20 protein-coding genes are annotated in these 24,190 nt (G+C 69.8%); 9 read left to right on the forward strand and 11 right to left on the reverse strand.

Annotation, left to right across the window (positions count from 1 at the left end):
* Positions 1-13 precede the first annotated feature (13 nt).
* Complete coding sequence (locus tag KOI35_RS36710) at positions 14-685, reverse strand: SCO2207 family protein (protein ID WP_215793300.1); 672 nt, start codon at positions 683-685, stop codon at positions 14-16.
* A gap of 106 nt (positions 686-791) precedes the next feature.
* On the opposite strand from KOI35_RS36710, the gene KOI35_RS36715 reads away from it, so the two are divergent.
* Complete coding sequence (locus KOI35_RS36715; protein ID WP_215793301.1) at positions 792-992, forward strand: hypothetical protein; 201 nt, start codon at positions 792-794, stop codon at positions 990-992.
* A 28-nt stretch (positions 993-1,020) separates the two neighbouring features.
* Here KOI35_RS36715 and KOI35_RS36720 read toward each other — a convergent pair whose 3' ends face one another.
* Positions 1,021-1,869 carry an ion transporter gene (locus tag KOI35_RS36720; RefSeq protein ID WP_308121313.1) on the reverse strand — a complete coding sequence of 283 codons (849 nt, stop codon included), beginning with the start codon at positions 1,867-1,869 and terminating at the stop codon, positions 1,021-1,023.
* 168 nt (positions 1,870-2,037) lie between these two features.
* Positions 2,038-4,977, reverse strand: a complete 2,940-nt coding sequence (locus tag KOI35_RS36725; RefSeq protein ID WP_215793303.1) for an ATP-binding protein — start codon at positions 4,975-4,977, stop codon at positions 2,038-2,040.
* A 60-nt stretch (positions 4,978-5,037) separates the two neighbouring features.
* Here KOI35_RS36725 and KOI35_RS36730 point away from each other — a divergent pair, with 60 nt between their 5' ends.
* Both KOI35_RS36730 and KOI35_RS36735 read left to right on the forward strand, forming a co-directional pair.
* Positions 5,038-5,247, forward strand: a complete 210-nt coding sequence (locus KOI35_RS36730) for a hypothetical protein (RefSeq protein ID WP_215793304.1) — start codon at positions 5,038-5,040, stop codon at positions 5,245-5,247.
* Positions 5,244-5,918 (forward strand): DUF4386 family protein, encoded by a 675-nt coding sequence (locus KOI35_RS36735; RefSeq protein ID WP_215793305.1) that lies wholly within the window; start codon positions 5,244-5,246, stop codon positions 5,916-5,918. Before KOI35_RS36730 ends, KOI35_RS36735 begins: the two co-directional genes overlap by 4 nt.
* A 79-nt stretch (positions 5,919-5,997) precedes the next feature.
* Here the strand turns inward: KOI35_RS36735 and KOI35_RS36740 are convergent, their stop codons facing one another.
* The 4 genes from KOI35_RS36740 to KOI35_RS36755 form a co-directional block, all read right to left on the reverse strand.
* On the reverse strand, positions 5,998-6,705 hold the full coding sequence (locus tag KOI35_RS36740) for a DedA family protein (protein WP_308121314.1): 708 nt from the start codon (positions 6,703-6,705) through the stop codon (positions 5,998-6,000).
* Positions 6,706-6,843: 138 nt separating this feature from the next.
* On the reverse strand, positions 6,844-7,905 hold the full coding sequence (locus KOI35_RS36745) for a spore photoproduct lyase family protein (protein WP_215793306.1): 1,062 nt from the start codon (positions 7,903-7,905) through the stop codon (positions 6,844-6,846).
* A gap of 77 nt (positions 7,906-7,982) precedes the next feature.
* Entirely contained in the window at positions 7,983-8,702 is a 720-nt protein-coding gene (locus KOI35_RS36750; RefSeq protein WP_215793307.1) for an ABC transporter permease, read from the reverse strand.
* Positions 8,703-8,770: 68 nt separating this feature from the next.
* The gene (locus tag KOI35_RS36755; RefSeq protein WP_215793308.1) at positions 8,771-9,649 is read right to left on the reverse strand and encodes an ABC transporter ATP-binding protein; all 879 of its coding nucleotides are present in this window, start codon (positions 9,647-9,649) and stop codon (positions 8,771-8,773) included.
* A gap of 110 nt (positions 9,650-9,759) precedes the next feature.
* On the opposite strand from KOI35_RS36755, the gene KOI35_RS49155 reads away from it, so the two are divergent.
* Complete coding sequence (locus KOI35_RS49155) at positions 9,760-10,926, forward strand: sensor histidine kinase (RefSeq protein ID WP_215793309.1); 1,167 nt, start codon at positions 9,760-9,762, stop codon at positions 10,924-10,926.
* A complete protein-coding gene (locus KOI35_RS36765) occupies positions 10,923-11,525 on the forward strand; it encodes a response regulator transcription factor (protein WP_215793310.1) in 603 nt (200 codons plus the stop codon). Before KOI35_RS49155 ends, KOI35_RS36765 begins: the two co-directional genes overlap by 4 nt.
* Positions 11,526-11,580: 55 nt before the next feature.
* Here the strand turns inward: KOI35_RS36765 and KOI35_RS36770 are convergent, their stop codons facing one another.
* Complete coding sequence (locus KOI35_RS36770; RefSeq protein WP_246614342.1) at positions 11,581-12,681, reverse strand: epoxide hydrolase family protein; 1,101 nt, start codon at positions 12,679-12,681, stop codon at positions 11,581-11,583.
* Positions 12,682-12,768: 87 nt separating this feature from the next.
* Here KOI35_RS36770 and KOI35_RS36775 point away from each other — a divergent pair, with 87 nt between their 5' ends.
* The gene (locus KOI35_RS36775; RefSeq protein WP_215793312.1) at positions 12,769-13,293 is read left to right on the forward strand and encodes a CGNR zinc finger domain-containing protein; all 525 of its coding nucleotides are present in this window, start codon (positions 12,769-12,771) and stop codon (positions 13,291-13,293) included.
* A gap of 57 nt (positions 13,294-13,350) precedes the next feature.
* Positions 13,351-13,692 carry a VOC family protein gene (locus tag KOI35_RS36780; RefSeq protein WP_215793313.1) on the forward strand — a complete coding sequence of 114 codons (342 nt, stop codon included), beginning with the start codon at positions 13,351-13,353 and terminating at the stop codon, positions 13,690-13,692.
* Positions 13,693-13,788: 96 nt separating this feature from the next.
* Here KOI35_RS36780 and KOI35_RS36785 read toward each other — a convergent pair whose 3' ends face one another.
* The 3 genes from KOI35_RS36785 to KOI35_RS36795 all read right to left on the reverse strand — a co-directional run bounded on the left by KOI35_RS36785 (position 13,789) and on the right by KOI35_RS36795 (position 20,424).
* Positions 13,789-17,130: a 3-keto-alpha-glucoside-1,2-lyase-like domain-containing protein gene (locus KOI35_RS36785; RefSeq protein WP_215793314.1), complete on the reverse strand. Its 3,342-nt coding sequence runs from the start codon at positions 17,128-17,130 to the stop codon at positions 13,789-13,791.
* A gap of 180 nt (positions 17,131-17,310) precedes the next feature.
* The gene (locus KOI35_RS36790) at positions 17,311-19,065 is read right to left on the reverse strand and encodes a glycoside hydrolase family 3 protein (protein ID WP_215793315.1); all 1,755 of its coding nucleotides are present in this window, start codon (positions 19,063-19,065) and stop codon (positions 17,311-17,313) included.
* 66 nt (positions 19,066-19,131) lie between these two features.
* Positions 19,132-20,424 (reverse strand): MFS transporter, encoded by a 1,293-nt coding sequence (locus KOI35_RS36795; RefSeq protein ID WP_215793316.1) that lies wholly within the window; start codon positions 20,422-20,424, stop codon positions 19,132-19,134.
* Between the two features lie 242 nt (positions 20,425-20,666).
* On the opposite strand from KOI35_RS36795, the gene KOI35_RS36800 reads away from it, so the two are divergent.
* Together KOI35_RS36800 and KOI35_RS36805 are read left to right on the forward strand one after the other, a co-directional pair.
* A complete protein-coding gene (locus KOI35_RS36800; RefSeq protein WP_215793317.1) occupies positions 20,667-22,925 on the forward strand; it encodes an ROK family protein in 2,259 nt (752 codons plus the stop codon).
* A gap of 285 nt (positions 22,926-23,210) precedes the next feature.
* Positions 23,211-24,137 carry a phosphotransferase family protein gene (locus tag KOI35_RS36805; RefSeq protein ID WP_215793318.1) on the forward strand — a complete coding sequence of 309 codons (927 nt, stop codon included), beginning with the start codon at positions 23,211-23,213 and terminating at the stop codon, positions 24,135-24,137.
* Positions 24,138-24,190 lie beyond the last annotated feature (53 nt).

The following is a 24,190-nucleotide window of genomic DNA, read 5'->3' on the forward strand; positions in this document are numbered from 1 at the left end:
GGCCTTTCACGATTCAGCCCAGCTTCTCGATCACGGCGCGGCGGATCAGGAACTTGCCCGGCTCGCGCACGCCCTCGAAGGCGGCGTTGTTGAGCAGCACACAGCTGCCCGACGTGGTCTCCACCTTGACCGTGATGCTCTTGTTGTTGTCCAGGTTGGTGACCTTGAGGGTGGTGCCGATCGGGAAGGTGCCGCTCGACGCGAACGGGGCGCCGGCCTCGCCGGAGAGCGTCACGGTCGAGCCCTTGCAGACGACCTCGCCCTCGGTGCCCGGGCTGCCGGCGGGCGGGTTCGCGGCGGGCGGGTTGGCCGCCGGCGGCTTCGGGGCCGCCTGGTCGCCCCCGCCGGCCTGGTTGCCGCCAGGCTGGGCGGGGGCGGCGGCGCCCGGGACCTCGCCCGCGACGTTCGCGTTGCAACCGGCCACGACGCGGCGCTGGTTGATCAGGTCGACCACGGCCTGACGGTTGGCGATGCGGGCCTCGGACTGGGCGTCGGGTGCGGCCCGCTGGCCCGCGATGAACTGGAGGTTCTGCCGCAGGGCCTGGTCGAGGCCGTCGCAGTTCTCGCCCGCGCTGCTCACGCCCGTGCTGATGGCGTACGCGCCGCCCGCGAGAACCACCGCGGAGGCGCCCAGCACCACCTTGCGCATCGTCGAGGACATCCTGCGGCGCTGGTTCCGGTACATGCGTGGCTCCTTCGTAGTCGGCTGCTTCGCTGCTGCATCGACAACTACGGGGGCGCTCTTCCGCGCGGATGAACGCCGTACCTTAAAGATCCTTAAATGGTTCGGCGTGGTTCGGTGCCCCCTTTCATCCGGCCGGCTGCGCTGCCTGCCCACCACCCCGCCCGGCGGCTCCGGCGGCGGCGGTGGTGGCGGTGGTGGCCTCCCGATCACCGGCGCGCCGGTCGCGCTGCTGGCCGGCGGCGGTGGCCTGGTCGTCCTGCTGGGCGCGGCGCTGATGTTCTTCACCCGCCGGCGCCGGAACAGCTGAGCCTGTCCTGGCCCGGTGGCCGCCGTTGTCATCGGGCGGCTGACCCTCCCCGGTCGGGGCTGGGGCGGGGGATCGAGCCGCCGCCCGGCCGGCGCGGTTCGCGGTCGATGCGCAGATCGCGCTCCAGTTCGGTGATCATCGTCCGGAGGTCGTCGAGCCGCTGGCTGACCATGATCCGGTCGATGTTGTCCGGGATGCCGTCCTGATCCTCGTCGACGGCCAGGCTCTCGGTCATCTCCAGCCGCCGCGCCTCCTCCATTGAATTGACGAAGACCGCGATCAGAATGTTCAGCAGCAGATTGACCGTGATCAGCACATAGCTGACGTAATACACGAGCGTCCACGGCGACAGGGCGATCCCCTGCTCGATCAGATCCGGCAACGTCTCGAGCGACAACAGCACGAAGAGCGTGAGCACAGCGTGCCCAATTGTCCCGTACTCGTCGGGATACATATCCCCGAAGATCAGCCAACCGGTCATGCCGTACACATAGAAAGTCACCAGCGCCAGCGCCAGAAACCCACCGACCCCCGGCAGGCTGCGCAGAAGAGCGGTCACAATCGTCCGAAGCCCCGGCGAGAACCGCACCAGCCGCACGACGCGCGCCATCCGGATCACCCGCAGAGCCGCAGTGTCCCCATGCAGCCCCGGGATGAAAACGGCCGCAATGACAACGAAGTCGAATACGTTCCACCCGTGCCGGAAGAATTCCTGAGGCCTTTTCCCGTACGCGAGAATCCGCACCACGATCTCCGAAACGAACACGGCCCGGAAGAACCACTCGAGCCAGTGCAGATACGAGATCGACTCGGCCAGCGGATAGGTCTCGACGCACAACAGGGCGGCATTGAGCCCGATTATCACCACGATCGTCACCTCGAACGACCGCGAGTCCACGATCAACGAACATCGGCGGGCCACCCGAGCGAGATCAACCATCCGGCCAGCCTACGGATCGAGGCCCCCGCAGAAAGCGATCAGGTGCCGGTCGTCCGGGGTGACCAGGTGCGCGACCGTGGTTGTTCGTTCGGGTGAGCGGTGCGCTCAGGTGCGCGGGTGCCTGTCGTCCGGGGTGACCAGGTGCGCGACCGCGGGCAGCAGCGCGTCGGCGGCGGCGCGCAGTTCCTGTGCGGTGGTGTCGTCGGGCTCGAGGGCGGCCAGTTCGTCCAGGGCGAGCAGTTCCACCTCGTGATCGCTCACTTCGCGCGCATCGGCCACCACCTGGTGCAGCGCCGGAGCGTCGTTGGTGAGCGCTGCGGACAAGTAGCGCGCGAACAAGTCGTCGTAACAGCGCCGGGCCACCGCGACGTCGGCGCGGGCCTCGTCCAGCCGGCCGAGTGCGCGCAACACCCGGGCCCGGCGTGTGCGCGCATAGGCGACGTTGCGCAGATCGCTCACCGACTCCGCCGTCACGGCCGCCCGTTCCAGCGTTTCGAGCGCGTCGAGCAGCGTGCCGTTCTGCTGCTGGGCCCGCCCCAGGTTGGCCAGGTGCAGCGACTCGGCCGCGGCGAACCCGAGGCGGTGCGCGGCATCCGCGGCGGCGCCGAGATGAGCGACCGCGTCCGCGAACCGGTGCTCGGCCTGAGCCAGCCCGCCCAGCAGAGCCTCGGCGTGACTGAGCGCCCACGCATCTCCGAGTGGCGTCAGAATGCCGATGGCCTGGTCGCAGGCCGCGCGAGCCCGCACGGTGTCGCCGAGCCCGGTATACGCCCACGCCGCCAGCAGTGCCGCCGCGCCCGCTTCCCACCCCTGAGCGGATTTCCGGAACTCCGCGATCGCTTCGAGCGCCGCCGCCGGACGCCCGTGCTGGCTGTGCAGAAACGCGAGAAACAACAGCGTTCTCGGTTCCGGCGCGATCCGGCGAGCAGTTTCCACATCCGCAAACGCGCGTTCCAGATCCCCGCCGGACGCTTCGAACCAGGCCGCGAACAACAGCGCGTCCACCCGCTCATCGGTCGGCACATCGCCCGCTTCCGGATCCGCCGCTACAGCCGCACTGCGCGTTTGCCGGTTGCCGGTTGGTGGCGTCTTGCGCGCTTCGCTGCCCGGCGGCCGGTGAGCATCCTGCGCGTTCGGCTCGGCGAGCGCGGACAACGCCACCATGCGGGCGCGCCGGGCGGCGTCGCGGCCGGCGCCCAGGAAGATCCAGGCCCAGCCGAAACCGTTGACGATGCGGAGGGCCGTGTGCGGGTCGTGCGTCCGGGACCACGCGATTGCGGCGTCGATGTCGGCGCGTTCGGTGCGTGCGAACGACACGTAGTTCGCCTGGCCGGCGCCGTGCGGGTCGGCGTCGGCGGCCATGGTCGCGTACCAGGTGGCGTGGGCCTTGGCCGCTGCGTCGGACAGGCCGGACTGTGCGATGCGCTCACGACCGTAGGCGCGGACGCTGTCGAGCAGACGGTAGCGGGCGCCCGCCGCGCCGATCTCGGCGATCGCCAGGGAGCGGTCGACCAGCCGGTCGAGCACGTCGAGTGCGGCCTGCGACGGCACGCCGAGTGCGGTGAGCACCCGCTCGGCCGCCTCGAGCGGCGCGCCGCCGGCGAATGTGGCCAGCGCCCACAGCCCGCGCTGGTCGTCGGGGAACAGCAGGTCGTAGCTCCACTCGATCGCCGCCCGGAGGGTGCGGCGCCGGGCCGGGCGACGGCTGTTGGGATCGTTGAGCAGCGTGAACCGGTCGTCGAGGCGGCGTGCTATCTCGCGTACGGGAAGCGCCTTGGCTCTGGCCGCAGCCAGCTCGATCGCCAACGGGAGACCGTCGAGCTGCCGGACGACGCTGTCCACGTCCTCGTCCGGGCCGATGCGGCGATGCCGGTTCGCGCGTTCCCGGAACAGTTCGGCGGCGGCGTCCGACGGCAACGGCCCGAGCCCGTACGCGGTCTCGCCCTCGATGGTGAGCGGAACCTGACTGGTCGCGAGCACGGTGATCCCGGGTGCCGCGGTCAGGATGCGCTCGACGATCGGGGCCAGCGGCTCGGCGACCTGCTCGCAGTTGTCCAGAACGAGCAGGGCGCGCAACGTACGGACACGTTCGAGCACCATCGGTTCGTTCGCTTCCGGCAGCGAGAACGTCTCGCCCACCGCCCGCCAGACGTCGGTCTGGTCGTTCGCCGTCTCCAGGCGCACGAACCAGCCGCCCGCGCCCCGGGCCGCCTCGATCGCGAGCCGTGTCTTGCCCACTCCGGCCGGCCCGACGACCGTCACCATGCGCGCAGCGCTCATCAGACGGACAACTTCGCTCAGTTCCGCGTCCCGGCCGATCATCGAGGCGGTGAGTGCGGGCAGGTTGCCGGCGGCCAGTCCGGCGTCCTGCACGAGGATGCGCCGTTCCAGGTCGCGCAGGGCCGGGCCCGGGTCGAGTCCGAGCTCGTCGGCCAGCCGGGTGCGCGCCTGCCGGTACGCGTCGAGGGCGTCGGCCTGGCGACCCTCGCGATAGAGGGCCGTGATGAGCTGCCGCCACAGGTTCTCGCTCAACGGATGCGCGGCGACCAGCTCCCGCAACTCGGACGAGCTGCTGCTGCCCGCGTCGAGCCGTGATTCGGCGTACGCCTCGGTCAGCCGCAACCTCGCTTCGGCGAGTCGGCCGCGCCACGGCCCGAGCCATTCGCCGTCGCCCGCGTCCGGCAGCAGCTCGTCGCCGCGGAAATGGGTCAGGAGACCGGTGTCCGGCCTGGGGAGGGCCGCGGTGCGCAGCACCTCGAGCGCGTCCACCCCGGACGGATCGACGTGCAGTGTGTAGCCGGTCGGACCGCCACTGACCAGTCCGGGATCCCCGAGCACCCGGCGCAGCTTGGACACCTTGGCCTGCAACACGTTCGGGGTGGCCCGGCCCGCCCAGAGGTCTTCGATGAGGCGCTCGGCGCGGACGGCATGCCCGGCGTCGAGGGCGAGGCGGATCAGCACCTCGGTCGTCCGGCCGGCCGGCACCTCGAGCCGGACGCCGTCGAGCCGCAGGTCGAGCGGGCCGAGCACCGCCACGGTCAGCACTGACGCAGCATAAAACCGCCGCGTCAGCCCAGCGTCAGCCGTTCCGGCGAAGCTGCGCCCATGACCGATGAACTCGTCTCGGCGGCGCTCACGCTCTTCGCCCGGGCCCGGGCGTCGGCCGTCACGTCCCGCGACCGGCAGACGGTGGCGATCGCCTCGGCCTTCCTGGCCGGTGACCACGACCGGGTCGAGGTGCTCGCCCGGGAACACCTTCTTGACCACCCCGACAACCAACTCGTCGCACGTATCCGCAGGGGAGACTTCACATGAACCGCAAACTGACCGCCGCACTGCTCGTTTCGGCCGCCGTGCTCACCAATGTCGCCTTCACCGTGCTGGGCAGCGTCTTCGACTACCCGGACATCCTGAAGGAGCCGACCGACGTCATCCTGGCGTCGTTCACCGCTCACCAGACTGCGGTGGTTTCCTGGTTCACCGTGCTCGCTTTGTCTGCGGCGTTGTTCGCGCCGATCGCTTTCGGCGTCGGACGGCTGGCCCGCGTTCGATGGATGCGCATTTCCGTGCCGGTCGGTGTCGCCGCCGCGGTCGTCCAGGTGATCGGACTGTCCCGATGGCCGTTGCTCGTTCCCGGGTACGCGTCCTCGGGTGACCGCGCGTCGTTCGAAACCGCGCATCATGTGCTCGGAACGCTCATCGGGGAAACGCTCGGTTATGCGCTCACCGCCGCCTGGACGCTGCTCGTGCTGGCCGCTCTGGGCCGGGCGTTCGCCGGGTGGTGGTTCGTCGCGCTTGGCGGCGTGTCGGCCGTCCTGATCGCGACCGGCGTGGTGTCGCCGCTGGGTGTGCCGGGCGTCGACTTCGCCAACTTCCTCGGGTACGTGCTGTGGAGCGTCTGGCTGCTGGCCTTCGCCGCGGTCCTGCTCTTCCGCCGCGACCGTTCGAGCGCACCGGCGCAGTCCCGGTCGAGCGTCGCCGCCTGAGCAAGCTCGCCTGAGCAAGCTCGCCTGAGCAAGCCCGCGCCCGGGCCGTGGAGTGGACGGCCCGGGCGCGAACGCTCAGTTACCGGCGGTGGCTGCGCGGCCGGTCGCGCACGATCGGCATCACCACGGTGGCGTCTGCGTCCGTGGTGCCGTTGCGGCGGGACCTCAAGCGTTGCCAGACGAAGTAGCCCACGCCGATCACGACGCCGGCGATGACGACCTTCTGGAAGACGCCCGCGTATCCCTCGACGCGATGCCAGTTCTCGCCGAGCAGGAACCCGGCCGTGACGAAGATGGTGTTCCAGATGAAGCTGCCCGCCGTGGTCAGCAGGGTGAACTTCCAGAAGCTCATCCGTTCGACACCGGCCGGCAGCGAGATGAAGCTGCGGAACAACGGCACCATGCGGCCGAGGAAGACCGCCTTGGTGCCGTGTTTGGCGAACCACTCCTCACAACGGTCGAAATCCTGCACCTTGACCAGCGGGAGGTACGCCACCAGACTGCGTGTTCGCTCACGTCCGAGCAGTGCGCCGGCCCAGTAGACGATCATCGCGCCGACCACCGAGCCCAGCGTGGTCCAGAACAGCGCCTCGGGCAGGCTGAACACGCCCCGGCTGGCCGAGAATCCGGCCAGCGGCAGCACCAGTTCGCTCGGGATCGGCGGGAACAGGTTGTCCAGGCCGACGATCAGCGCGGCCCCCACACCGCCCAGCGACTCCATGAGGCCGACGGCCCACCCGGTCAACCCTCCGGACTCGTCGGGGGCGGCTTCGGCGAGCACGGACACACAAACTCCTCGGTCGGTCGGACAGCATGGCGCCAGCGGCACGGCACGGCCACAGAGCAGTATCGGCAACGAGCCTGAGAGCTTCCTGCCAGTTCCGGCGTCAGGGGCCGCGGACGATGCGCCAGGAGGCGTTGTACGTCAGAACGCGTACCGGATGCGGCAGTACGGCAGGCGCTCGCCGATCAGGTCGACCAGGGCCGCGACGTACTGTCCCTTCGCCCCGGTGCGGTAGCGCACGTTCCACGACCCGTTCTGCGACCGTTTCGGCTGCTGCAGGTCGGGCCGCCAGATCAGCTCCTCGGCCTTCGGGTGCCAGCCCAGGTTGACCTGGTGCAGATCCCGGTTGTGGGTCAGGAAGATGACCTCGGCCGCGAGTTGCCGGCGCGCGGCCGGGCCGATCGACGCGTGCAACTCGCCGAGCAACTCGGCCCAGTCGTCGAGCCACCCGTCCCGCACGACGACCGGGCTGAAGTTCACGTGCACCTCGTAGCCGGCCGCCACGAAATCGTCGATCGCGGCCATCCGCTCGGCGATCGGCGACGTGCGGATGTCGAGCAGTTTCGCGTCACGCGCGGGCATGAGCGAGAAGCGGATCCGCGTCCGGCCCTGCGGATCCCAGTCGAGCAGGTCGCGGTTCACGTGCTTGGTCGCGAACGACGCCTTCGCGTTCGGCATCCACCGGAACAGCCCGACCAGGTCCTGCACGTTGTCGCTGATCCGCGCGTCGACGCTGCAGTCCGAGTTCTCGCCGATGTCGTAGACCCACGCGGACGGGTCGCACTCGTTCGGCGTCGTCTTGGTGCCCTGCCGGGCGGCGTGCCGGGTCAGATAGCCGGTGATCCGGTCGATGTTGGCGAACACGGTGATCGGATTGCTGTAGCCCTTGTGCCGCGGCACGTAGCAGTACGCGCAGGCCATCGCGCATCCATTGGCCGTCGACGGGGCGATGAAGTCGGCCGACCGTCCGTTGGGCCGGGCGGTGAGCGTCTTCTTCACGCCGAGTACGAGCGCTTCCCGTTTGATGCGTACCCACCGGTTGACGTTGGTCTCGTCGCCGTAGAGCTCGTCGATCCGGTTATGGCTCTCCACCTCGACGACCGTCGCCTGCGGATAGCGGGCCAGCACCTCGCGGCCGCGGGGGAGTTCGGCGGCCGCCGGCTCGACGTAGATGCGGCGGAAGTCGAGCAGCTCGGACGTCATGGTCGGTCCAGCATATCCGCCCAAAACGCCGCCGCCGGCTGCCCCTCGATCGACCCGGGGCAGCCGGCGGACCGGCGTCAGCGGCGCGGCTCCCAGTTGAACATCCGGCGCGCGAACGTGACCGCGACGAACACCCAGGCGAACGTAGGGGCCAGCAGAATGAGCGAGTCGCTCAGGGCGGCGCCGCCGTTCCACGCGTTCAGCACCAGTTCGGTCGCCGCGCCGCCGGGCAGCAGCCGCTTGACCTGGGCGAGCTCCTCGGTGCCGGTGATGCCGACCCAGCTCGCCACGGCGATGACGCCGAGGCTGACCGGCAATGTGGTCACCTGGGCATGCTCGGGGGAGTTGGTCACCCCGGCCGTGGCCAGCGCCAGGCCGATCATCATGGCCACGGTGGCGATGACGGCGACCGCGAGCAGCAGCGGATTGTCCGGCGTGCCGACGACCGCGCTCAGAACGATCAGAATTCCGGTCACCTGGACCAGGGCGATGACCGTAGCGGGCAGAACGAGCCCGGCCAGAATGCCCGCGTCGCTCTCCGCGGTGGACCGCAAGCGCTTGAGGAAGAGGTTCTGCCGGCGGGAGGCCAGCGTCGTCACTGTCGAGGTGTAGAGGCCGAAGGCGCCGACCGTGAACATGACGATCGCGGCGATGTAGCCGAGGCTGCCCACCTGCGAGAACACGTCGTGCCGATAGATGAAGAAGGCGCTGATCGCGACCGGGATGACGAAGCTGGTGACCAGCACCAGCCGGTTCCGGAAGATCTGGATGAGCTCGGTACGAGCAATGGCGAACATTTTCGTCCCATTCAAAAGTCGACGTGGTCGGAGAATCGAGCGCGCTCAATACGTACGGTGGGAAGGAATTAAGACTCGATGGCGCGGAAGACGTCGTCCAGGCGGGTCGGGCCGGCCGAAAGGTCACGCAGTTCGACGCCGTGGTTCTCGGCCCAGCCCAGCAGCAGGGCCAGGTCCTTCTGCAGGCCGAACGTCTCGACCAGCACGGAACCGTCCGCGCCGACGATCGCCTGCACGGGCAACGCCGGGGCCGGCCCGCCGAGCGTGAACCTGATGACCGACGGCAGCGTGCGGGTCAGTTCGGCGACCGTGCCCTCATGGTGGAAGACACCCTGGTGCATCAGCCCGATCCGGTCGGCGCGCTGCTGCGCCTCCTCCAGGTAGTGCGTGGTCAGCACGACGGTCGAGCCGTTCTCGCGCAGCCGGTCGACCGCGTTCCACAGGTCGTCGCGGGACTGGATGTCCAGACCGGTGGTCGGCTCGTCCAGGAAGATCAGCTCGGGGGTGCCGTACACGGCCGTCGCGAAGTCGAGCCGCCGCTTCTCGCCGCCGGACAGCTGACCGACCTGGGTGCCGGCCTTGCGGGTCAGGTCGACCACGTCGATCACCCGGTCGACGTCGTCGGTGCGCCGGGTGAGCGTCCCGATCAGGCCGACCGACTCCCGTACGGTCAGATCGGGAGAAAAGCCACTCTCCTGGAGCATGATGCCCATCCGCGGGCGGACGGCCTTACGGTCGCCGGGACTGTGCCCGAAGACCCGTACGGTGCCCGACGTCGGCGTACGGTGACCCTCGATGGTCTCCAGGGTCGAGGTCTTGCCGGCTCCGTTGGTGCCGAGCAGCGCGTACAGCTCCCCGGGGCGGACCTCGAAGGTCAGATCCTTGACGGCGTGGAAGTCGCCGTAGGTGAGGTTGAGGTTCTCGACTTCGATCACTGGCGTGGACATGACTCGATGACACCAGCGAACACCTCCTCCCGGGCAGTGCCGCTGTGTCATCACGACATGTGACGTGGTGTCACTGTCAGGCGGGCCGGACGACGGCGAATACTGGTGGGGTGAGAGCAAGACCGCTGCACATCACCGAGGCGACCCAGGGACGTCTGCGTCGCCTCAACCTGTACACCGCGACGCCGATGATCGTGCTCGCCGCGGTGTTCGTGGTGGCGGTCGATGTGCGCGACTGGTGGCACGTGCTCGTGCTGGCCCCCGGAGCGATCGCGACCCTGGTCGCTTTCGAGCGGTGGACGGCGAACGACATCGGCCGGGTCGCCTGGCCGTGCACGATCGTCGCGGGCGTCGTGTGGCCGCTCGGGGTGCTCGTCGTGGGCAGCCCGAACGCGTACTGGGGGGTCGCCTGCGTCGCCTCGCTGGCTCTCACGCGGTTGCCGCGCCGGCAGTACGAGGCCACGGCCGCGCTCGTCGTCTTCGTCGCCGCGGTCGGATCGCTGCGGCTGCTGATCGAGGGCAGCGACGCCCTGGTCCGGTATGTGCTCATCCCGACGAGCGTGACCGTGCTGATCATGGTGCTGTCGTTCGTGGGTGAGCGGTTCTACGCGATCATTCAGGAGCTGGAGATGTCCCGCGAGCGCGAGGCCGAGCTGGCCGTCATCCGGGAACGTGTGCGCTTCGCCGGCGATCTGCACGACATCCAGGGGCACACGTTGCACGTCGTGAAGCTGAAGGCGGCGCTCGCGTGCAAGCTCGTGCACACCGATCCGGCCCGCGCCGAGGCGGAGTTGCAGGAGATCCACGGTCTGGTGAGCGACACGATCAGACAGACCAAGGAGCTCGCGTACGCCCAGCGACGGCTGAACCTGTCGGCCGAGCTCGAGAACGCCAAGAACCTGTTCGAGGCGGCCGGCATCCACGTACGGGTGACGCGGGAGGCGGACGCCGATGCGCGAGTGAGCGAATCGCTCGGTCAGGTGCTGCGCGAGACGACGACGAACATCCTGCGGCACGCGGAGGCCACTCAGGTGCGCATCGTGCTGTCCGCCGCGGGCATCACCATCGTCAACGACGGCGCGGCCACCGGATCCGGCGACCCCGAGCTGCGCGGCCTCTCGGCGCTGCGCCGGCGCCTGGCCGACGACGGCGGCACGTTGACCGTGTCGCTCGAGGCCGGTCAGTTCACGACCGCCGCCGTCTTCCCGCAGGCCGGTGCACGCGCCGCACCCGTCGCAGCCGCCGCGGGGCATGTCTCCGGGGAGGGTGCGCTGTGACGACGGTTGTGCTGGCCGATGACGAGGCGTTGCTGCGCAAGGCGATGGCGGCGATCCTGCCCCTCGAGGGCGACGTCGAGGTGCTCGCGGAGGCCGCGGACGGGGCCGAGGCGGTCGAGGCGACGTTGCGGCACCGGCCGGACGTGCTGGTCATCGACCTCGAGATGCCGAACGTGGACGGACTCGGAGCCGTGGCCGCGATCCGGAAGGAACGGCCGGAACAAGTGATCCTGATGCTGACCCGGCACGCCCGTCCCGGCGTACTGCGGAAGGCTCTGAAGCTCGGTGTGCAGGGGTTCGTGAGCAAGTCGGCCGACCCGTCGCACATCGCGACCGTCATCGGCACCCTGCAGCAGGGCAAGCGGTGGATCGACCCGGACGTGTCGGCGCTCGCGGTCATCGACGACGTCCCGCTCACCGACCGGGAACTGGACGTGCTGCGGGTGACCAGCGAGGGCTACTCGGTGGCCGACATCGCCGCGCGGTTGCATCTGGCGCCCGGGACCGTCCGCAACTACCTGTCCAACGCCATGCAGAAGACGCAGACACGGACCCGCCACGAGGCGGCCCGCTATGCCCGTGAACACGACTGGTTGTGACGTATCGGCCGCCGCCTCGATCGTCCTCATCACCACCGGTGGCTGACTGACGGGGTCAGTCCAGGTCGCGGAAGAACTCGGTGATGTCGGCGGCCAGCAGGTCGGGTTCCTCGTGGGCGGCGAAGTGGCCCCCGCGTGGCATGCGGGTGTAGCGCGTGACGTGGTAGGCCCGCTCGGCCCAGCTGCGCGGGAAGCGGCCGCCCAGGTCGGCCGGGAACAGAGCGACGGCGGTCGGCACCTCGACCCGCTCGACCGGTGGGACCAGGCGGTGGGCCCGCTCGTAGTAGGGGCGGAAGGACGTCGAGATGGCGTTGGTGAACCAGTAGAGCGAGGCCTGGGTCAGCAGGAAATCGTCGCTGAACCGGGTCGAGACGTCACCGCCGCAGTCGCTCCACGCCCGGTACTTCTCGAGGATCCAGGCGAGCAGGCCGGACGGTGAGTCGGACAGTCCCTGGGCGAGGGTGAGCGGGCGGGTCTGCTGCTGGTGCGAATAGCCGCGCTCCTCGACCTCCCACGCCTCCTCGGCGTCGAGATAGGCCTGCTCGTCGACGGTCAGGCTCGCGGGGTCGTAGTGCGGTGGGCGTGCCACGTCGAGCACGTGCAGGCCGGCCACCGATGCCGGGTAGGCCTGGGCGAGCCGGGCGACGTCGCCGGCGCCGATGTCGGAACCGTGGGCGCCGTAGCGGGCGAAGCCGAGCTCGTCGCTCATGAGCCGATGCCACACGTCGTGGGTGAACGGGGGCGCGCCGACGGCCGGCAGTTGGGGGGCCAGGCCATAGCCGGGCAGGGACGGGACGATGACCGTGCCGCCGTGCCCGGACGAGGACGACAGGCGCTCGGCCAGGCCGGTCAGCTCGAGGAACGTGCTGGGCCAGCCGTTGGCGAGCAGGATCGGCAGCGCGCCTTCGCGTTCGCCGTCGTAGCGGAGATAGTGGACGGTCGTGCCGTCGATCTCGGCGTAGTGGTGGGGCAGAGCGTTGATGGCGGCTTCCTGCTTGCGCCAGTCGTAGGCCGAGGCCCAGTAGCCGACCAGGCGCTTCAGCTCGTCACCGTCGGTGCCGGCCGTCCAGCCCGGGACCGGCCAGGGCGTCGCCCAACGGGTCGCACGCAGGCGGGACCGCAGGTCTTCGAGGTCTGCTCCGGAAACGTCGAGCATGCTTGCCTCCCTCATTCGTTCGACACCAATGAAACCTAATGCTGGTGTCGGAGGCTGTCAACACCGGCTAGTCGCTATAGTGGTGTCGTGAGCGTGCTGCAGCTGATCGAGGAGTTCCTCAACACCGTCGACGAGCGGACGTTCAGCCGGCACGGTCAGACCCACGTCGCCGGTGACGAGCTGACGTCACCGCAGGCCCTCCGGGGCTGGATCGTGGTCAACCATCTGCCGCCCGGCGAATCCGAGCTCGGGCCGGATGATCTGGCCGCCACCGTGGAGCTGCGCTCGGCGCTGCGCCGGTCGCTGCTCGGCGACCCGGACGCCGATGTCATCCTGGCCCTGGCCGGGCATCCGCTGCGGGTCGAGCCCGATCCGGCGGGTGGGTTGCGCATCGCCGCCCATTCGGGCCGGCCGTGGCTCAATGTGATCGTCGAGACCGTGGCCGGGAGCGCGGCCCGCGGCGACTGGCACCGGATCAAACTCTGCGCGGCCCCGGACTGCCGGTGGGCGTTCCACGACACGTCCCGCAACGGGCGCGGCCGCTGGTGCGAGATGGAGGTCTGCGGCAACCGGCACAAGACCCGCACCTACCGCGAGCGCCACCAGACGTAGGGCCTGTCACACTTGCGCGGCTCCATCCGACAGAGAGGTAACGGAGAGGAGCACACCATGAAGATCGGCAGCATTTCCGGCCTCGTCTACGCCTCCAGCGACCTGGACAAGACGGCCGCGTTCTACGAGAGCCTCGGCTTCCGCGCGGGCAAGCGGAGCGACACCGAATACACCTGTTACGTCAACTGGTTCTGGCTGACCTTCTCGACCGAGGCCGCCGCCGCGGCCGGGCCGGGGGCCACGCTCTACATGAAGGTCGACAGCATCGACGAGGCCTACGGTTTCGTCGTGGCCAACGGCTTCGCGCCCCTCGACGAGCCACATAAGGACAAGGCGGGCCGCCGGGTCTTCACGCTGCCCGACCCGGACGGCAACCTTCTCGCCTTCTTCACGAAATAGCCGCGCGAGAGCCACGAAGCAGCCGCGCCAGAGCCACGGAGTAGCCGCAAGAGAGCCGCTGCCCCCGGGGAGAACCGGGGGCAGCGGCGAAGTGGATCAAGCCGGTTCGATCCAGATGTTGCGGTAGCGCACGTTCGCGCCCGGATCGCCGTGGTCCTGCAGGCGGATGGGCAGCGGGGCCGCCGATTCCGCCGCCCCGGCGCCGGTCGGCCCGTCGATCTCGACGTTGTTGTGGACGGTCACGCCGTTCCAGACGACCGTGACCCGCGCGTTCTCGGTCTTCGTGGTGCCGTTGAAGCGCGCCGCCCGGAACGTGATGTCGTAGGTCTGCCAGGTCTCCGGCGCCGTGCCGGCATTGGTCGACGCCGCCCGCTTCTGATAGATGGCCGCCGAGTCGTCATTGGCCAGGACCGCTTTCCCGTACGTATCGAGCACCTGCACCTCGTATCGATCCTGCAGATAGACCCCGCTGTTGGCCCGCTGCTGCCCGGTCACGTCGGCCGGCAGGTTGGGCAACCAGAACTCCACGTGCAGCTTGAAGTCGCCGTAGGTCTGCTTGGTCCGCAGGTCACCGCCCAGCACCTCGGCCGATCCGCCGGAGACGGGCCAGGTCGGCGCGCTGCCGTCGGAGTTCTGGAAGGCGGACAGCGAGCCCCCGTTGAACAGGGTCACCCGGGACGGGCCGTTCAGGGTCCACCGCTGCTGGGCGACGTTGGCCCACTCCCAGATCTGGATCTGCGTGCCGTCGGCGCTGGCCCCGCCGGCCGCGTCGAGCACCTTGCCCGACTGCGGGTTCAGCAGCGACCCGTTGGCCTGCGGCTGCCACACCTGGGCGGCACTGCTGTTGCAGGTGTAGAGCTGCACCTTGGTGCCGTTGGCGGTTCCGCCGTTGTCGACGTCCAGGCACTTGCCGAGCACCCGCAGCGTATCGCCCGAGCGGGTGAAGCTCTGCGCCGACGTGCCGTTGCAGGTGTGCAGCTGGATCTTCGTGCCGTTGGCCGCGCCCGCGTTGTCCACGTCGAGGCACTTGCCCGCGATGCCGGTGATGGTCCCGGTGCCGGAGCCCGAGGAAGAAGCGGACCCGATGGTCAGGCTGTCCAGGTTGACGTGCCCGATGTCGCCGGTGTCGACGCGATACGAGATGGTGTTGCCACCCGCTCGCAGGGCCGCCGAATCATTCAGAACCGCCCAGGTGTCCCAGTTCCCGGTGTCGGCGAGGCTGACCTGTTTGATGCGCGACCCGTTGACGTACAGGGAAATGGTCTTGGTCCCGGCTGAGGGGTTGGGACCGTTGCTGAAGCGGAGCGCCGTCGGATAGGTGCCGGCCGTCGGGACGTTGACCGTGAACGTCGTCGCCGCACCGACCGCACCGTGACCGGCCGAGAAACCGGAGCCCGTGTAGCCCGTGTGGTCCTTGGCGAACGTCGCGGCGCCGGTCTGGCCCGACCATTCGGCCTCGACCCGGTCCGACTTGAGCGTGGTGCCGTCAGCCAGGCTGTTCAGGGTGTACCAGGCCTCGGTGCTCCACAGCGAGCTGCCCGACGTCGAGGTGAAGGGCCGCGGCGACCGTACGTGCACCACCCGTCCCGGCTTGAGTCCGGCGATCTTGACCGTCACCTTGAGCCGGTCGGCCGACAGCGTGGCCGACGTGACCGAGAGCGTCTCCTCATCGATCTTGGGACCGCCGTAGTCGGGTGTCGGCTGGTAGCGCCACTGCTTCACCTTGTACGAGGCGGCGGTCGCGGCCGAGACGGGCTGCGTGTACTCGAACTCGAAACCGTCGGCGATCGCGCGCATGGCCTTGATGTCGAACACGCTGGTGTTGTTGGGCGTGAGCTTCTGCAGCCCGTACGTCAATTTGCCCTCTTGCCCCCAGTTGCCGCCCGCGCCGAGACCGCCCGCGTAGAGCGCCCCGTCCGGTCCCTGACTCAGCCGCAGCACGCCCATCTCGAGCCCCTGGGTCAGCCGGAACACCGCGCCCTGATACTCGCCGTTGACCTTCTCCAGGTAGGCCCGCTGGACGCCGCCGTAGGTGACGTCGCCGAAGAGCATCTGTCCCGCGTACGGGCCGGAGTTGAGCATCACCGGGGTGCTCGGGGAGTTGGCGATCTCGTTCTGCGGCAGCCACAGCACCGGGTTGGTCACCGGCTGGGTGTCGAACGGGCCGTCCGGGTTGGTGTAGTGGCCGAAGAACCGGTCCTGCTTGACCTGCACCAGCTTGGACGCGGGCAGCCAGCCGCCCTGGTTGTCGAGCACGAACACGTCGCCGTCGGGCCCGAAGTTGAGGCCGTTCGGGGTGCGCAGACCACCCGCGATGTACTGCACGGCACCGGTCGAGCGGTTGATCTTCAGGGTGGTGCCGCGGTTGGGCGAGCCCTGCGGGTCGGTGGTCGCGCCGCCCAGGTTGATCGACACGGACAGGTTCAGATAGAAGAACCCGTCCTTGTAGAGCAGCCCGAACGCGAACTCATGGAAGTTCCCGTCGAACGGCCAGGTCGCGACCCGCCGGTACTGGTCGATCGTGCCGTCGCCGTTGGTGTCGTTGAGCTCGGTCAGCTCGTGCTTCTGGGAGACGTAGATCTTGCCGTCGACGATCTTCAGGCCCATCGGCTCACGAAGACCAGAGGCGATTTCCCGGTACGTGACCTGACTGGGCGACGTGTTGCCGGTGACCCCGCTGAGGATGTAGACCTTGCCGGTCGACGTGTCACTGCCGCCCCAGGTGCTGATCGCCAGCCGGCCGTCGGGGAACCAGTCCATGGCGCTGACCTGTGGATTGAACCCGGACGGGCGCAGGTTGGTGAGCGTGTAGCCGGGGTGCACGCCGGTCAGCGGCAACCCGTCGCCGGGCGAGTCGCCGGACGCCTCGCACTCCTTCTTACCCGGTGCGGTGACCCGGACGACGCCTGCGTCGGTGCTGAGCGCGCTGTTCGGCACCACCACGAAGGCCGACGCGCCCGGCGGACGCCACTCGAGGGTGAGCTGCTGACCGCCGTCGCGCTCGAAGTACTCGATGAGCAGCGCGTGGTACCCGGTCGTCAGGCTGACCGAGCCCTCCTTGGCGGTCGCCCCGTGTGCCCCGTCGTGGTCGATCACGGTCGCGTTGTCGATCTTCAGCCGGGAGCCGTCGTCGCTGGTCAGGCGGAACGCGTACGAACCGGCGGTGGTGATGTTGACGTTGCCGATCACCTCGGACTGGAAGCGGTCCTCGAGCCCGAAGTCGGCCGCGGTCGTCCAGTTGACCGTCGACATCTTCTTGTCGATGTTGGGCGTCTGGCCGGGCTTGAGCGTGCAGATCGCGTTGTTCGAGGTCTGCAGGTCGAACGTGCGCAACGTGACGCCGGGCTCCTGGGCGGGAACGTCGGCGGCGGAGGCGGGTAGGGCGGGCAACAGGCCCGCGAGCGTGAGGGTGGCGAGGAGCGCGAGCCGTGTCTTCATCGGACCGTCCAGGCTTCGACGTGGATCGATGGGTGACACGCACGCTAGGCCGACTTCTGTTCACACGTCCATAACTTTGGCGCGATGATTGAAAAGTCTTGTTCTCTGAGCCGAAACTATCCGGACACAAAGGACCGGACGCCCGTACGCAAGGTGCAGCGGGGCAGAGTGGGACGGCGTTCAGTGCAACCCGTGCCCGTACGGGAAGAGGGGGTTGGCGGTGTCGTTGGGCACGTCCTCGCGGGACGCCTCGACCTCGGCCATCGACGACGGCAGCTCGAACGGCAGCGTGCCGGTGGCGGTGGCCCGTCCGAACAGGATGTCGAGCAGCGCCTCGTCGCTCGCCCCGAAACTGGCGGTCAGCGCGGCGGCCCGGGCGGCGACCGGGGTGAGCACGCCGGGCCGGTCGAGCAGCACGTCGACCACGGTCGGCACGATGTCGTCGACCGCGAAGAACGGCTGCAACTCGCCGTCGGTCCAGTCCAGACGGCCGGCGTGGAAGAACGATTCGAAGCCTTCCGTACGGGGTTCGAACGCGGCCGCCCGGCGCAGGATCGCGATGTCGGCCCCGGCCGGGGAGTCGACGACCTTGGCGTAGCGCGCGGCGACGGCCGGGTCGACCCCTTCCACGTACACGGAAATGCCCTCGGCCAAGGGCAGCGTCTCCTTGTCGGTCAGCACGACGATCGAGCGGCGCTGCGCCTCCAGGCCGGCGGCGACGAACGACGACTGGCCGACGATGCGTGCGGCCGCCTCGGTGTCGACGTACCGCCGGCCGTCGAACAGGCCGAGCCGGAACTTGTCGCGCAGGATCCGCCGCGCCGACTCGTCGATCCGCGACTCGGCGACACGTCCCTCGCCGACCAGCCGGACGATCAGCTCGGGGCAGTACTCGCCGCCGAGCTGGTCGGCCCCCGCGTGCAGGATCTTCTCGACCCGGGCGAGCCGGTCCAGGCTCTCGACACCCCACGCGCGGGCCGGCATCGGCGCCCCCATCACGTCGTCGGCGTCGGTGACCAGGCCCCAGTCGGTGCACACGACACCCTCGAAGCCGTACGTGCCCCGCAGCAGGTCGGTCACGATGCCCTTGCTGAAGCTGAAACCCACTTCCTCGTACGGGGTTCCGACCGGCATCGCGTAGTACGGCATGACCTGCGCGGCGCCCGCCCGGAAGGCCGCCTCGAACGGCTTGAGGTGCTCGGCGAACCGGCCGCCGGGGTAGACCTGCTCACGCCCGTACGGGAAATGTGCATCCTCGCCGTTCAGTTGCGGTCCGGCGCCGGGGAAATGCTTGACCATGGCGGCCACGCTGTCCCGGCCGAGCTGGGCACCTTGAAAGCCTTCGATGTACGCGGCGAGCAGTTCGGCGACCGTGTCGGCGTCCGAGCCGAGCGTTCCGCTGGTGCGCGCCCACCGCGGTTCGGTGGCCAGGTCGGCCATCGGGTGCAGGGCGACCCGGATGCCGGTGGCCAGGTATTCCTGCCGGGCGATGTCGGCGAACTCGCGGACCAGCTTCGCGTCCCTGGTGGCGCCGAGGCCGATGGGCTCGGGCCAGACGGAGTAGCCGCCCGCCGCGGCGCTGGTGGCCGGGTTGTCGATGAAGCCGTGCCGCGGGTCGGTCGACACGGTCACCGGGATGGACAGCCGGTTGCCGGCCGCGAGTTCCTGGATGCGGTTGTGCCACTCGGCGATCTGCTGCGGTGCGACCGGGGCCATGGTGAGGATGTTGACGTGGGTGATGAGCTTGTCGCGGACCAGCCAGTCGGTCGACGGGAACATGCCCTTGGGGGAGTCCGGCTCGTACAGGGTGCCGTCCGGGTTGACCGCGACCATCGTGTGGAACATGAGGCCGGCCTTCTCCTCGAGCGTCATCCGCCCGATCAGGTCGGTGACGCGCTCCTCGACGGGGAGGCTTTCGTTCTCGTACGGGTGCATGGCGTGCCTCGTTTCTGGCGGGCGATTGGTCAGCCGGCGCCGCGGGTGAGCGATGTTGCGCGTTTGTCAGCGGGCGCCGCGGATCAGGCGGACGAGCGTGGAGCCGACGATCGCGACGACCGCGCCGCACAGGAACAGCAGGCCGTAGTTCTCGCCGCCGGCGCCGATGGCCAGGATCGGCGCGGCCAGGATCGGCACGAGCGACTGCGGCAGCGCGTTGGCGATGTTCAGCACGCCCATGTCCTTAGCGGCGTCGTCCGGGTTGGGCAGCACGTCGGTGGCCAGGGCCAGGTCGACCGCGAGGTAGATGCCCTCGCCGACGCCGAAGATGAGCGCGGCGATCAGGAACAGCGCGAACGTGTGGCTGAGCGCGATGAGCGCGAGCGCCACGGCGATGACGACGCCGGCGCCGAGCACGAACGGCTTGCGTCGTCCGCTGCGGTCGGAGAGCCAGCCGCCGATGGACGATCCGCCGACCAGACCGGCCGTGGTGACGAGCGTGGCGATCAGAACGCCACCGGCCACGTTGTCCGTGGTGTAGCCGAAGCGGTCGATCAGCAGGTACGCCTGGTAGGTGGTGACGCTGGCGATGCCCATCCAGATCAGGAACCGGCTGAGCAGGTTCCACGAGAAGTCGGGGTGGCGGCGCGGGTGCACGTAGAAGGTCTGCACGAACTCGCGGAACCGGTACGGCCCGAAATGACCGGCGCGGGCCGGGCGGTCTTTGAGGATGACGATCAGCAGGGCGACCGTGGCGACGCCGATGACCGCGGGCACCAGGAACATCGCCGCCGTGTGACCGGAGAGCAGCGCCGCCAGCGAGGTGCCGCCGAGGATGGCCACCGAGGTCATCAGGCCGAGAATGCCGCCGACGCGTCCGCGCTGGTGGGCCGGGATCTGGTCGGGCAGCAGCGCGGTCAGCGTGGCCAGCGTCGCGTTCACGCCCAACTGCGCGAGGGCCCAGCCGGCGGTCAGCGTCGGGATGTTCGTGCCGAGCGCCACGATGGTCAGGCCGGCCAGGCCGCCGAGCATGCCGCCGATCAGCCAGGGCCGCCGCTTGCCGAAGCGCGAGGTGGTGCGGTCGCTCATCGCGCCGAAGAACGGGTTGCCGATCAGGGCCAGGATCGCGCCGACGGACAGCACGGCACTGAGCGCGGAGGTCTTGTTGTCCGGAGCGATCTGCGCGACCCGGATCGACATCGTGACCACGACGGGCGTCAGGATCGTCAGGTAGGCGCCGAACTGAGCCAGCGCCATCGCGGTGATGAGCTTGCCCGAGGCGCTGGGCGGGGTATCGGAATCGGTCAGGGTCGAACCGGCCGGGGGCACCTGGGCCAGGTGCGGGTCGATGGTCGTCATCGCGCACTCCTCGTTGTCACGCGCGGGTGGGGGATCAGGCGCCCGGGCCGGCATCCGGGGTTGTTTCCGTCTGATAGTTGAAAGGTATCGAGGGGGTTAACGGTTAACCAGAGCCTCATCGACCGTTCAGTGGCTCTGATTCGGCTTTCCGCTCCACTTCTCGCGATCATTTTCCCGTACGACGGGCTCAAGCGCGCCTGTTTACCGAGTCTGTGGACAAAACTCGGGCGTACGATGCGAGGATGACGTCCCGTTCCGCGCAAATCTCCGGCCACGATCTCGTGCTGGCCGCCGTACGCGAGTCCGGGCCGATCAGCCGGGCCGAGCTCATCCGGCGCACCGGGATGGCCCGCGAGACGGTCAACGCCGTGCTCACCGGCCTGCTCGCCGAGGAGGCACTGGCCGAGGGCGATCCCGTCCCGTCGGCGCGACAGGGACGCCCGGCCCGGCTGCTCTCGCTCGGCCCAGCGGCCGGAGTGGTGGTCGGCGTCATCGTCGACACGACCGGCGCCCGGGTCGAGGTGGCTTCGCTCGCCGGTGAGGTCGAGACCAGTGCCTCGGTGCCGCTCGACCTGACCGTGCCCGCCGACGCGCTGAACGCGGTCGCCGCCGCGGTGCGCGAAGCGGTGGGGGAGCAGCGGGTGTGGATCACCACGCTCGGGTTGCCGGCCCCGATGGCCGGCGGCGTGGTGCAACCGAGCAGCGTGCTTCCCAAGTGGGCCGGTCTGGCGCCCGCGACCGAGCTGCGGCGCCGGCTCGGCCACCGGGTGATCGCGGCCAACGACGCCGACCTCGGGGTGCTGGGCGAGGTCGCGCACGGGGTGGCGGCCGGGCACCGTGACGTCTGCTACCTGCGGGTCGAGTCGGGCATCGGGTGCGGGCTGCTGATGGGCGGCCGGCTGCACCGAGGGGCCACCGGGGTGGCGGGCGAAATCGGACACGTGCAGGTCGACGAGACCGGCGTGCTGTGCCGCTGCGGCAACCGCGGCTGCCTCGAGACGATCGCCGCGCCACGCGAGCTGCTGGCCGCGCTGGAGACCCAGTACGGCGAGTCGGTGGACGCGGCCCGGGCCCTGGAGCTGGCCGGGCACGACCCGATCGCGCAGCGCGTGCTGGCCGACGCGGGCCGGATGATCGGGCGGGTGATCGCCGACCTGGCCAACACGGTCAACCCGTCGATCGTGGTGCTGGACGGTCCGCTCATCGCGGAGGGCGGGCCGGTCGTGGCCGGCGTACGGGAAGCTTTGCGCCGTTATGCCCAGCCCGAGGTCGCCGATCGCACGGAGGTGCACGCGGGATCGCTCGCCGGGCGGGCCGGGGTGCTCGGGGCGATCGCGGCCGGGCTGTCCCGGTTGCCCGCGGCCCGGCCTGCTCCGGACCGCCGCTCGGTGATCGTGTCGGCGTTGCGCTCACACGGTCCGATGACCCGGAGTGACCTGGTCAAACTCACCAGACTGCCGCGCGCCGCGACGGGTGACCTGCTGGCCGCGATGGAGAGTGACGGCGTAGTGGCCGCGGCCGAGCCGCCGTCCCGGTCGGGCCGCCCGTCCCCGGCATATCGGCTGGTGACGCCGCCGGAACTGCTCGCCGGGGCGGCCATCTCGGCCGACGGTGTCCGCGCGGTGATCGCCGACGCGGACGGGCGGGTGCTGCACTCGACGTTCGCGCCGTTGCCGCTCAGCCTGGCCGCCCGTCCGCCGGTGCGCGAGGCGGCCGGGGTGGTGCGCGCCTTGTTGAGCGAACATGGCCGTTCGGTGAGCGAGTTGCGCGCCGTCGGGCTGAGCGTTCCCGCACCGGTCGACCCGGTGACCGGCCGGTTCGGCACGCCCGGGGTGCTGCCGACATTCACCGGGTTCGCGCCCGCCGACGAGGTGACCGAACTGCTCGGCGTGCCGTGCGTCGCGGCCAACAACGCGTCGCTGGCCGCGCTGGCCGAGTCCCGCCGGGGCGCCGCGGCCGGGGCCCGCGACGTGCTCTATCTGCGGGCCGACCAGTACACGGGCGGCGGCATCCTGGCCGAGGGGCGTCCGTATCCGGGAGCGCACGGTTTCGCGGGCGAGGTCGGGCATCTGAACGTGCGGGAGGTCGGGCCGCTGTGCATCTGCGGCAGCCGCGGATGCCTGTCGACGTTCCTGGCGCCTGGAGCGTTCCAGGCCATCCTGGCCGGCGCGCCCGGCCTGCACGACGACGTCACTCCGCCGGACGTACGCCTCCTCGAGCTGTCCGACGCGGGCCACCGCCCCGCGCAACGCGCATTGCTCGATGCCGGCCGTCTGATCGGCCGTTCGGTCGCGCCGCTGTGCAATGTGCTCAACCCGGCCGTGGTCGTGGTCGGCGGCCGCTACACCCTGTCCGGCAGCCACGTGGTCGACGGGGTGCGCGAATCGCTCATGCGCCACTGCGCCCCGGCCGCCACCGCCGGGCTGCGCGTCGTCGCCACCGCCTTGGCCCGCGACGCCGAGGTGCTGGGCGCGATCGAGTCCCTGCTCCCACACCGGTGAGAGACCCCGCGACCGGCACGGATGTGAGTCCTCACTCATGCCGGTGTTTGTGAGTGCTCACTCCCTACGGCCGCGCTGATGTTTGTGAGCACTCACTTCCGACGGGAGGGTCAGCGTTTGTGAGTGCTCACTTACTCGACTGGGCGCGCAGTCCCCGGCCAGACCGGTCCTCACCGAAGCCAACGGATGTGAGGACTCACTCAGCTGTGCGGTGCGGGGATGGGGGGCGTGTACTGCGGCGAAATTGGTTGCGGCGGTGAACGGGGCGGTCCTACGTTGCGGCGGATGGATCTCTCACACCTGGGCACGCCCGTCGGGCCGATGACGCGGATCCACGGTGGGTATGCGAACCGGATGTATCGGCTCGACACCGATCGCGGGGCGTTCGCCGTCAAGGAACTCAACCTCCACGATCGGCGCATTCCCTATCGCGCCGGCGACGTGTTCCGGTTCGAGCGGGCGGCCTTCGCGGCGGGCATCCCCATGCCCGAGCCGATCGAGGCCGGCGACGGCATTCTGGTTCACCGGTGGGTCGACGGTGACAAGGTGCCTGAAGAACCGGTGACCGCGGGGTATGCGTACGAGATCGGGGAGATTCTTGCTCGCCTGCATCGGCTTGACGTGCCGTGGAGGAGCGGCGAGGACGAGGAGCCGGTGGCCCGGGACTGGGCCGGCCTGGCCGAGCGGGCTACCGCGACCGGCCAACCCTGGGCCGGGGAACTGACCGAGCAGGTCGGGACCTTTCTGGCGATCGCCGAGTTTGTCGGCACCTGCGAGCGGCCGGGGCCCGTCGTGCTGACCCACCGGGACATCCAGCCGTGGAACCTGCTGGCGAGCGCGGGGCGGCCGGTGGTGCTCGACTGGGAGCTGTCCGGGTTGCTGGACCTGTCGGGGGAGCTCGGCTCGACCGCGCTCAGCCTGTCCAAGGGGCCGGGCTTCGACGACATCCGGCCGGCGGTCTTCCGGGCGGTGCTCGACGGCTACGCCGCTGGAGGGGGGACGCTGCCGGTGGCCGGTCCCAGCTGGTTCGCGTTCATGATCGGGGGCTGGCTGGGACACGTACGGTGGAATGTCGTGCGCTGTCTCCACGGGGTCGAGGCGGGCACCGGGCCCGAGCTCCCGCTGTCGCAGGAGGCGGTGCGCGGGGGTGTGCAGGGCCTGCCCGTTTTGTTCGGGCGGATTCCGGAACTGACGGAAACGCTCCTCCGGTAGTGCCCCGCCGGGCGCCGGATGGCAAGATCGTGTCCCGTGATCGATGAAGTCGC

The organism is Paractinoplanes bogorensis, from assembly GCF_018829635.1.
In the GTDB taxonomy this organism is placed as follows: Bacteria; Actinomycetota; Actinomycetes; order Mycobacteriales; family Micromonosporaceae; genus Actinoplanes; species Actinoplanes bogorensis.

Bases quoted from the DNA above. Each gene is read 5' to 3' on its own strand.
- KOI35_RS36710 (WP_215793300.1), bottom strand. From the start codon at position 685: ATGTACCGGAACCAGCGCCGCAGGATGTCCTCGACGATGCGCAAGGTG.
- KOI35_RS36730 (WP_215793304.1), top strand. From the start codon at position 5,038: ATGACCGATGAACTCGTCTCGGCGGCGCTCACGCTCTTCGCCCGGGCC.
- KOI35_RS36735 (WP_215793305.1), top strand. From the start codon at position 5,244: ATGAACCGCAAACTGACCGCCGCACTGCTCGTTTCGGCCGCCGTGCTC.
- KOI35_RS36745 (WP_215793306.1), bottom strand. From the start codon at position 7,905: ATGACGTCCGAGCTGCTCGACTTCCGCCGCATCTACGTCGAGCCGGCG.
- KOI35_RS36750 (WP_215793307.1), bottom strand. From the start codon at position 8,702: ATGTTCGCCATTGCTCGTACCGAGCTCATCCAGATCTTCCGGAACCGG.
- KOI35_RS36755 (WP_215793308.1), bottom strand. From the start codon at position 9,649: ATGTCCACGCCAGTGATCGAAGTCGAGAACCTCAACCTCACCTACGGC.
- KOI35_RS36770 (WP_246614342.1), bottom strand. From the start codon at position 12,681: ATGCTCGACGTTTCCGGAGCAGACCTCGAAGACCTGCGGTCCCGCCTG.
- KOI35_RS36780 (WP_215793313.1), top strand. From the start codon at position 13,351: ATGAAGATCGGCAGCATTTCCGGCCTCGTCTACGCCTCCAGCGACCTG.
- KOI35_RS36785 (WP_215793314.1), bottom strand. From the start codon at position 17,130: ATGAAGACACGGCTCGCGCTCCTCGCCACCCTCACGCTCGCGGGCCTG.
- KOI35_RS36790 (WP_215793315.1), bottom strand. From the start codon at position 19,065: ATGCACCCGTACGAGAACGAAAGCCTCCCCGTCGAGGAGCGCGTCACC.
- KOI35_RS36795 (WP_215793316.1), bottom strand. From the start codon at position 20,424: ATGACGACCATCGACCCGCACCTGGCCCAGGTGCCCCCGGCCGGTTCG.
- KOI35_RS36800 (WP_215793317.1), top strand. From the start codon at position 20,667: ATGACGTCCCGTTCCGCGCAAATCTCCGGCCACGATCTCGTGCTGGCC.
- KOI35_RS36805 (WP_215793318.1), top strand. From the start codon at position 23,211: ATGGATCTCTCACACCTGGGCACGCCCGTCGGGCCGATGACGCGGATC.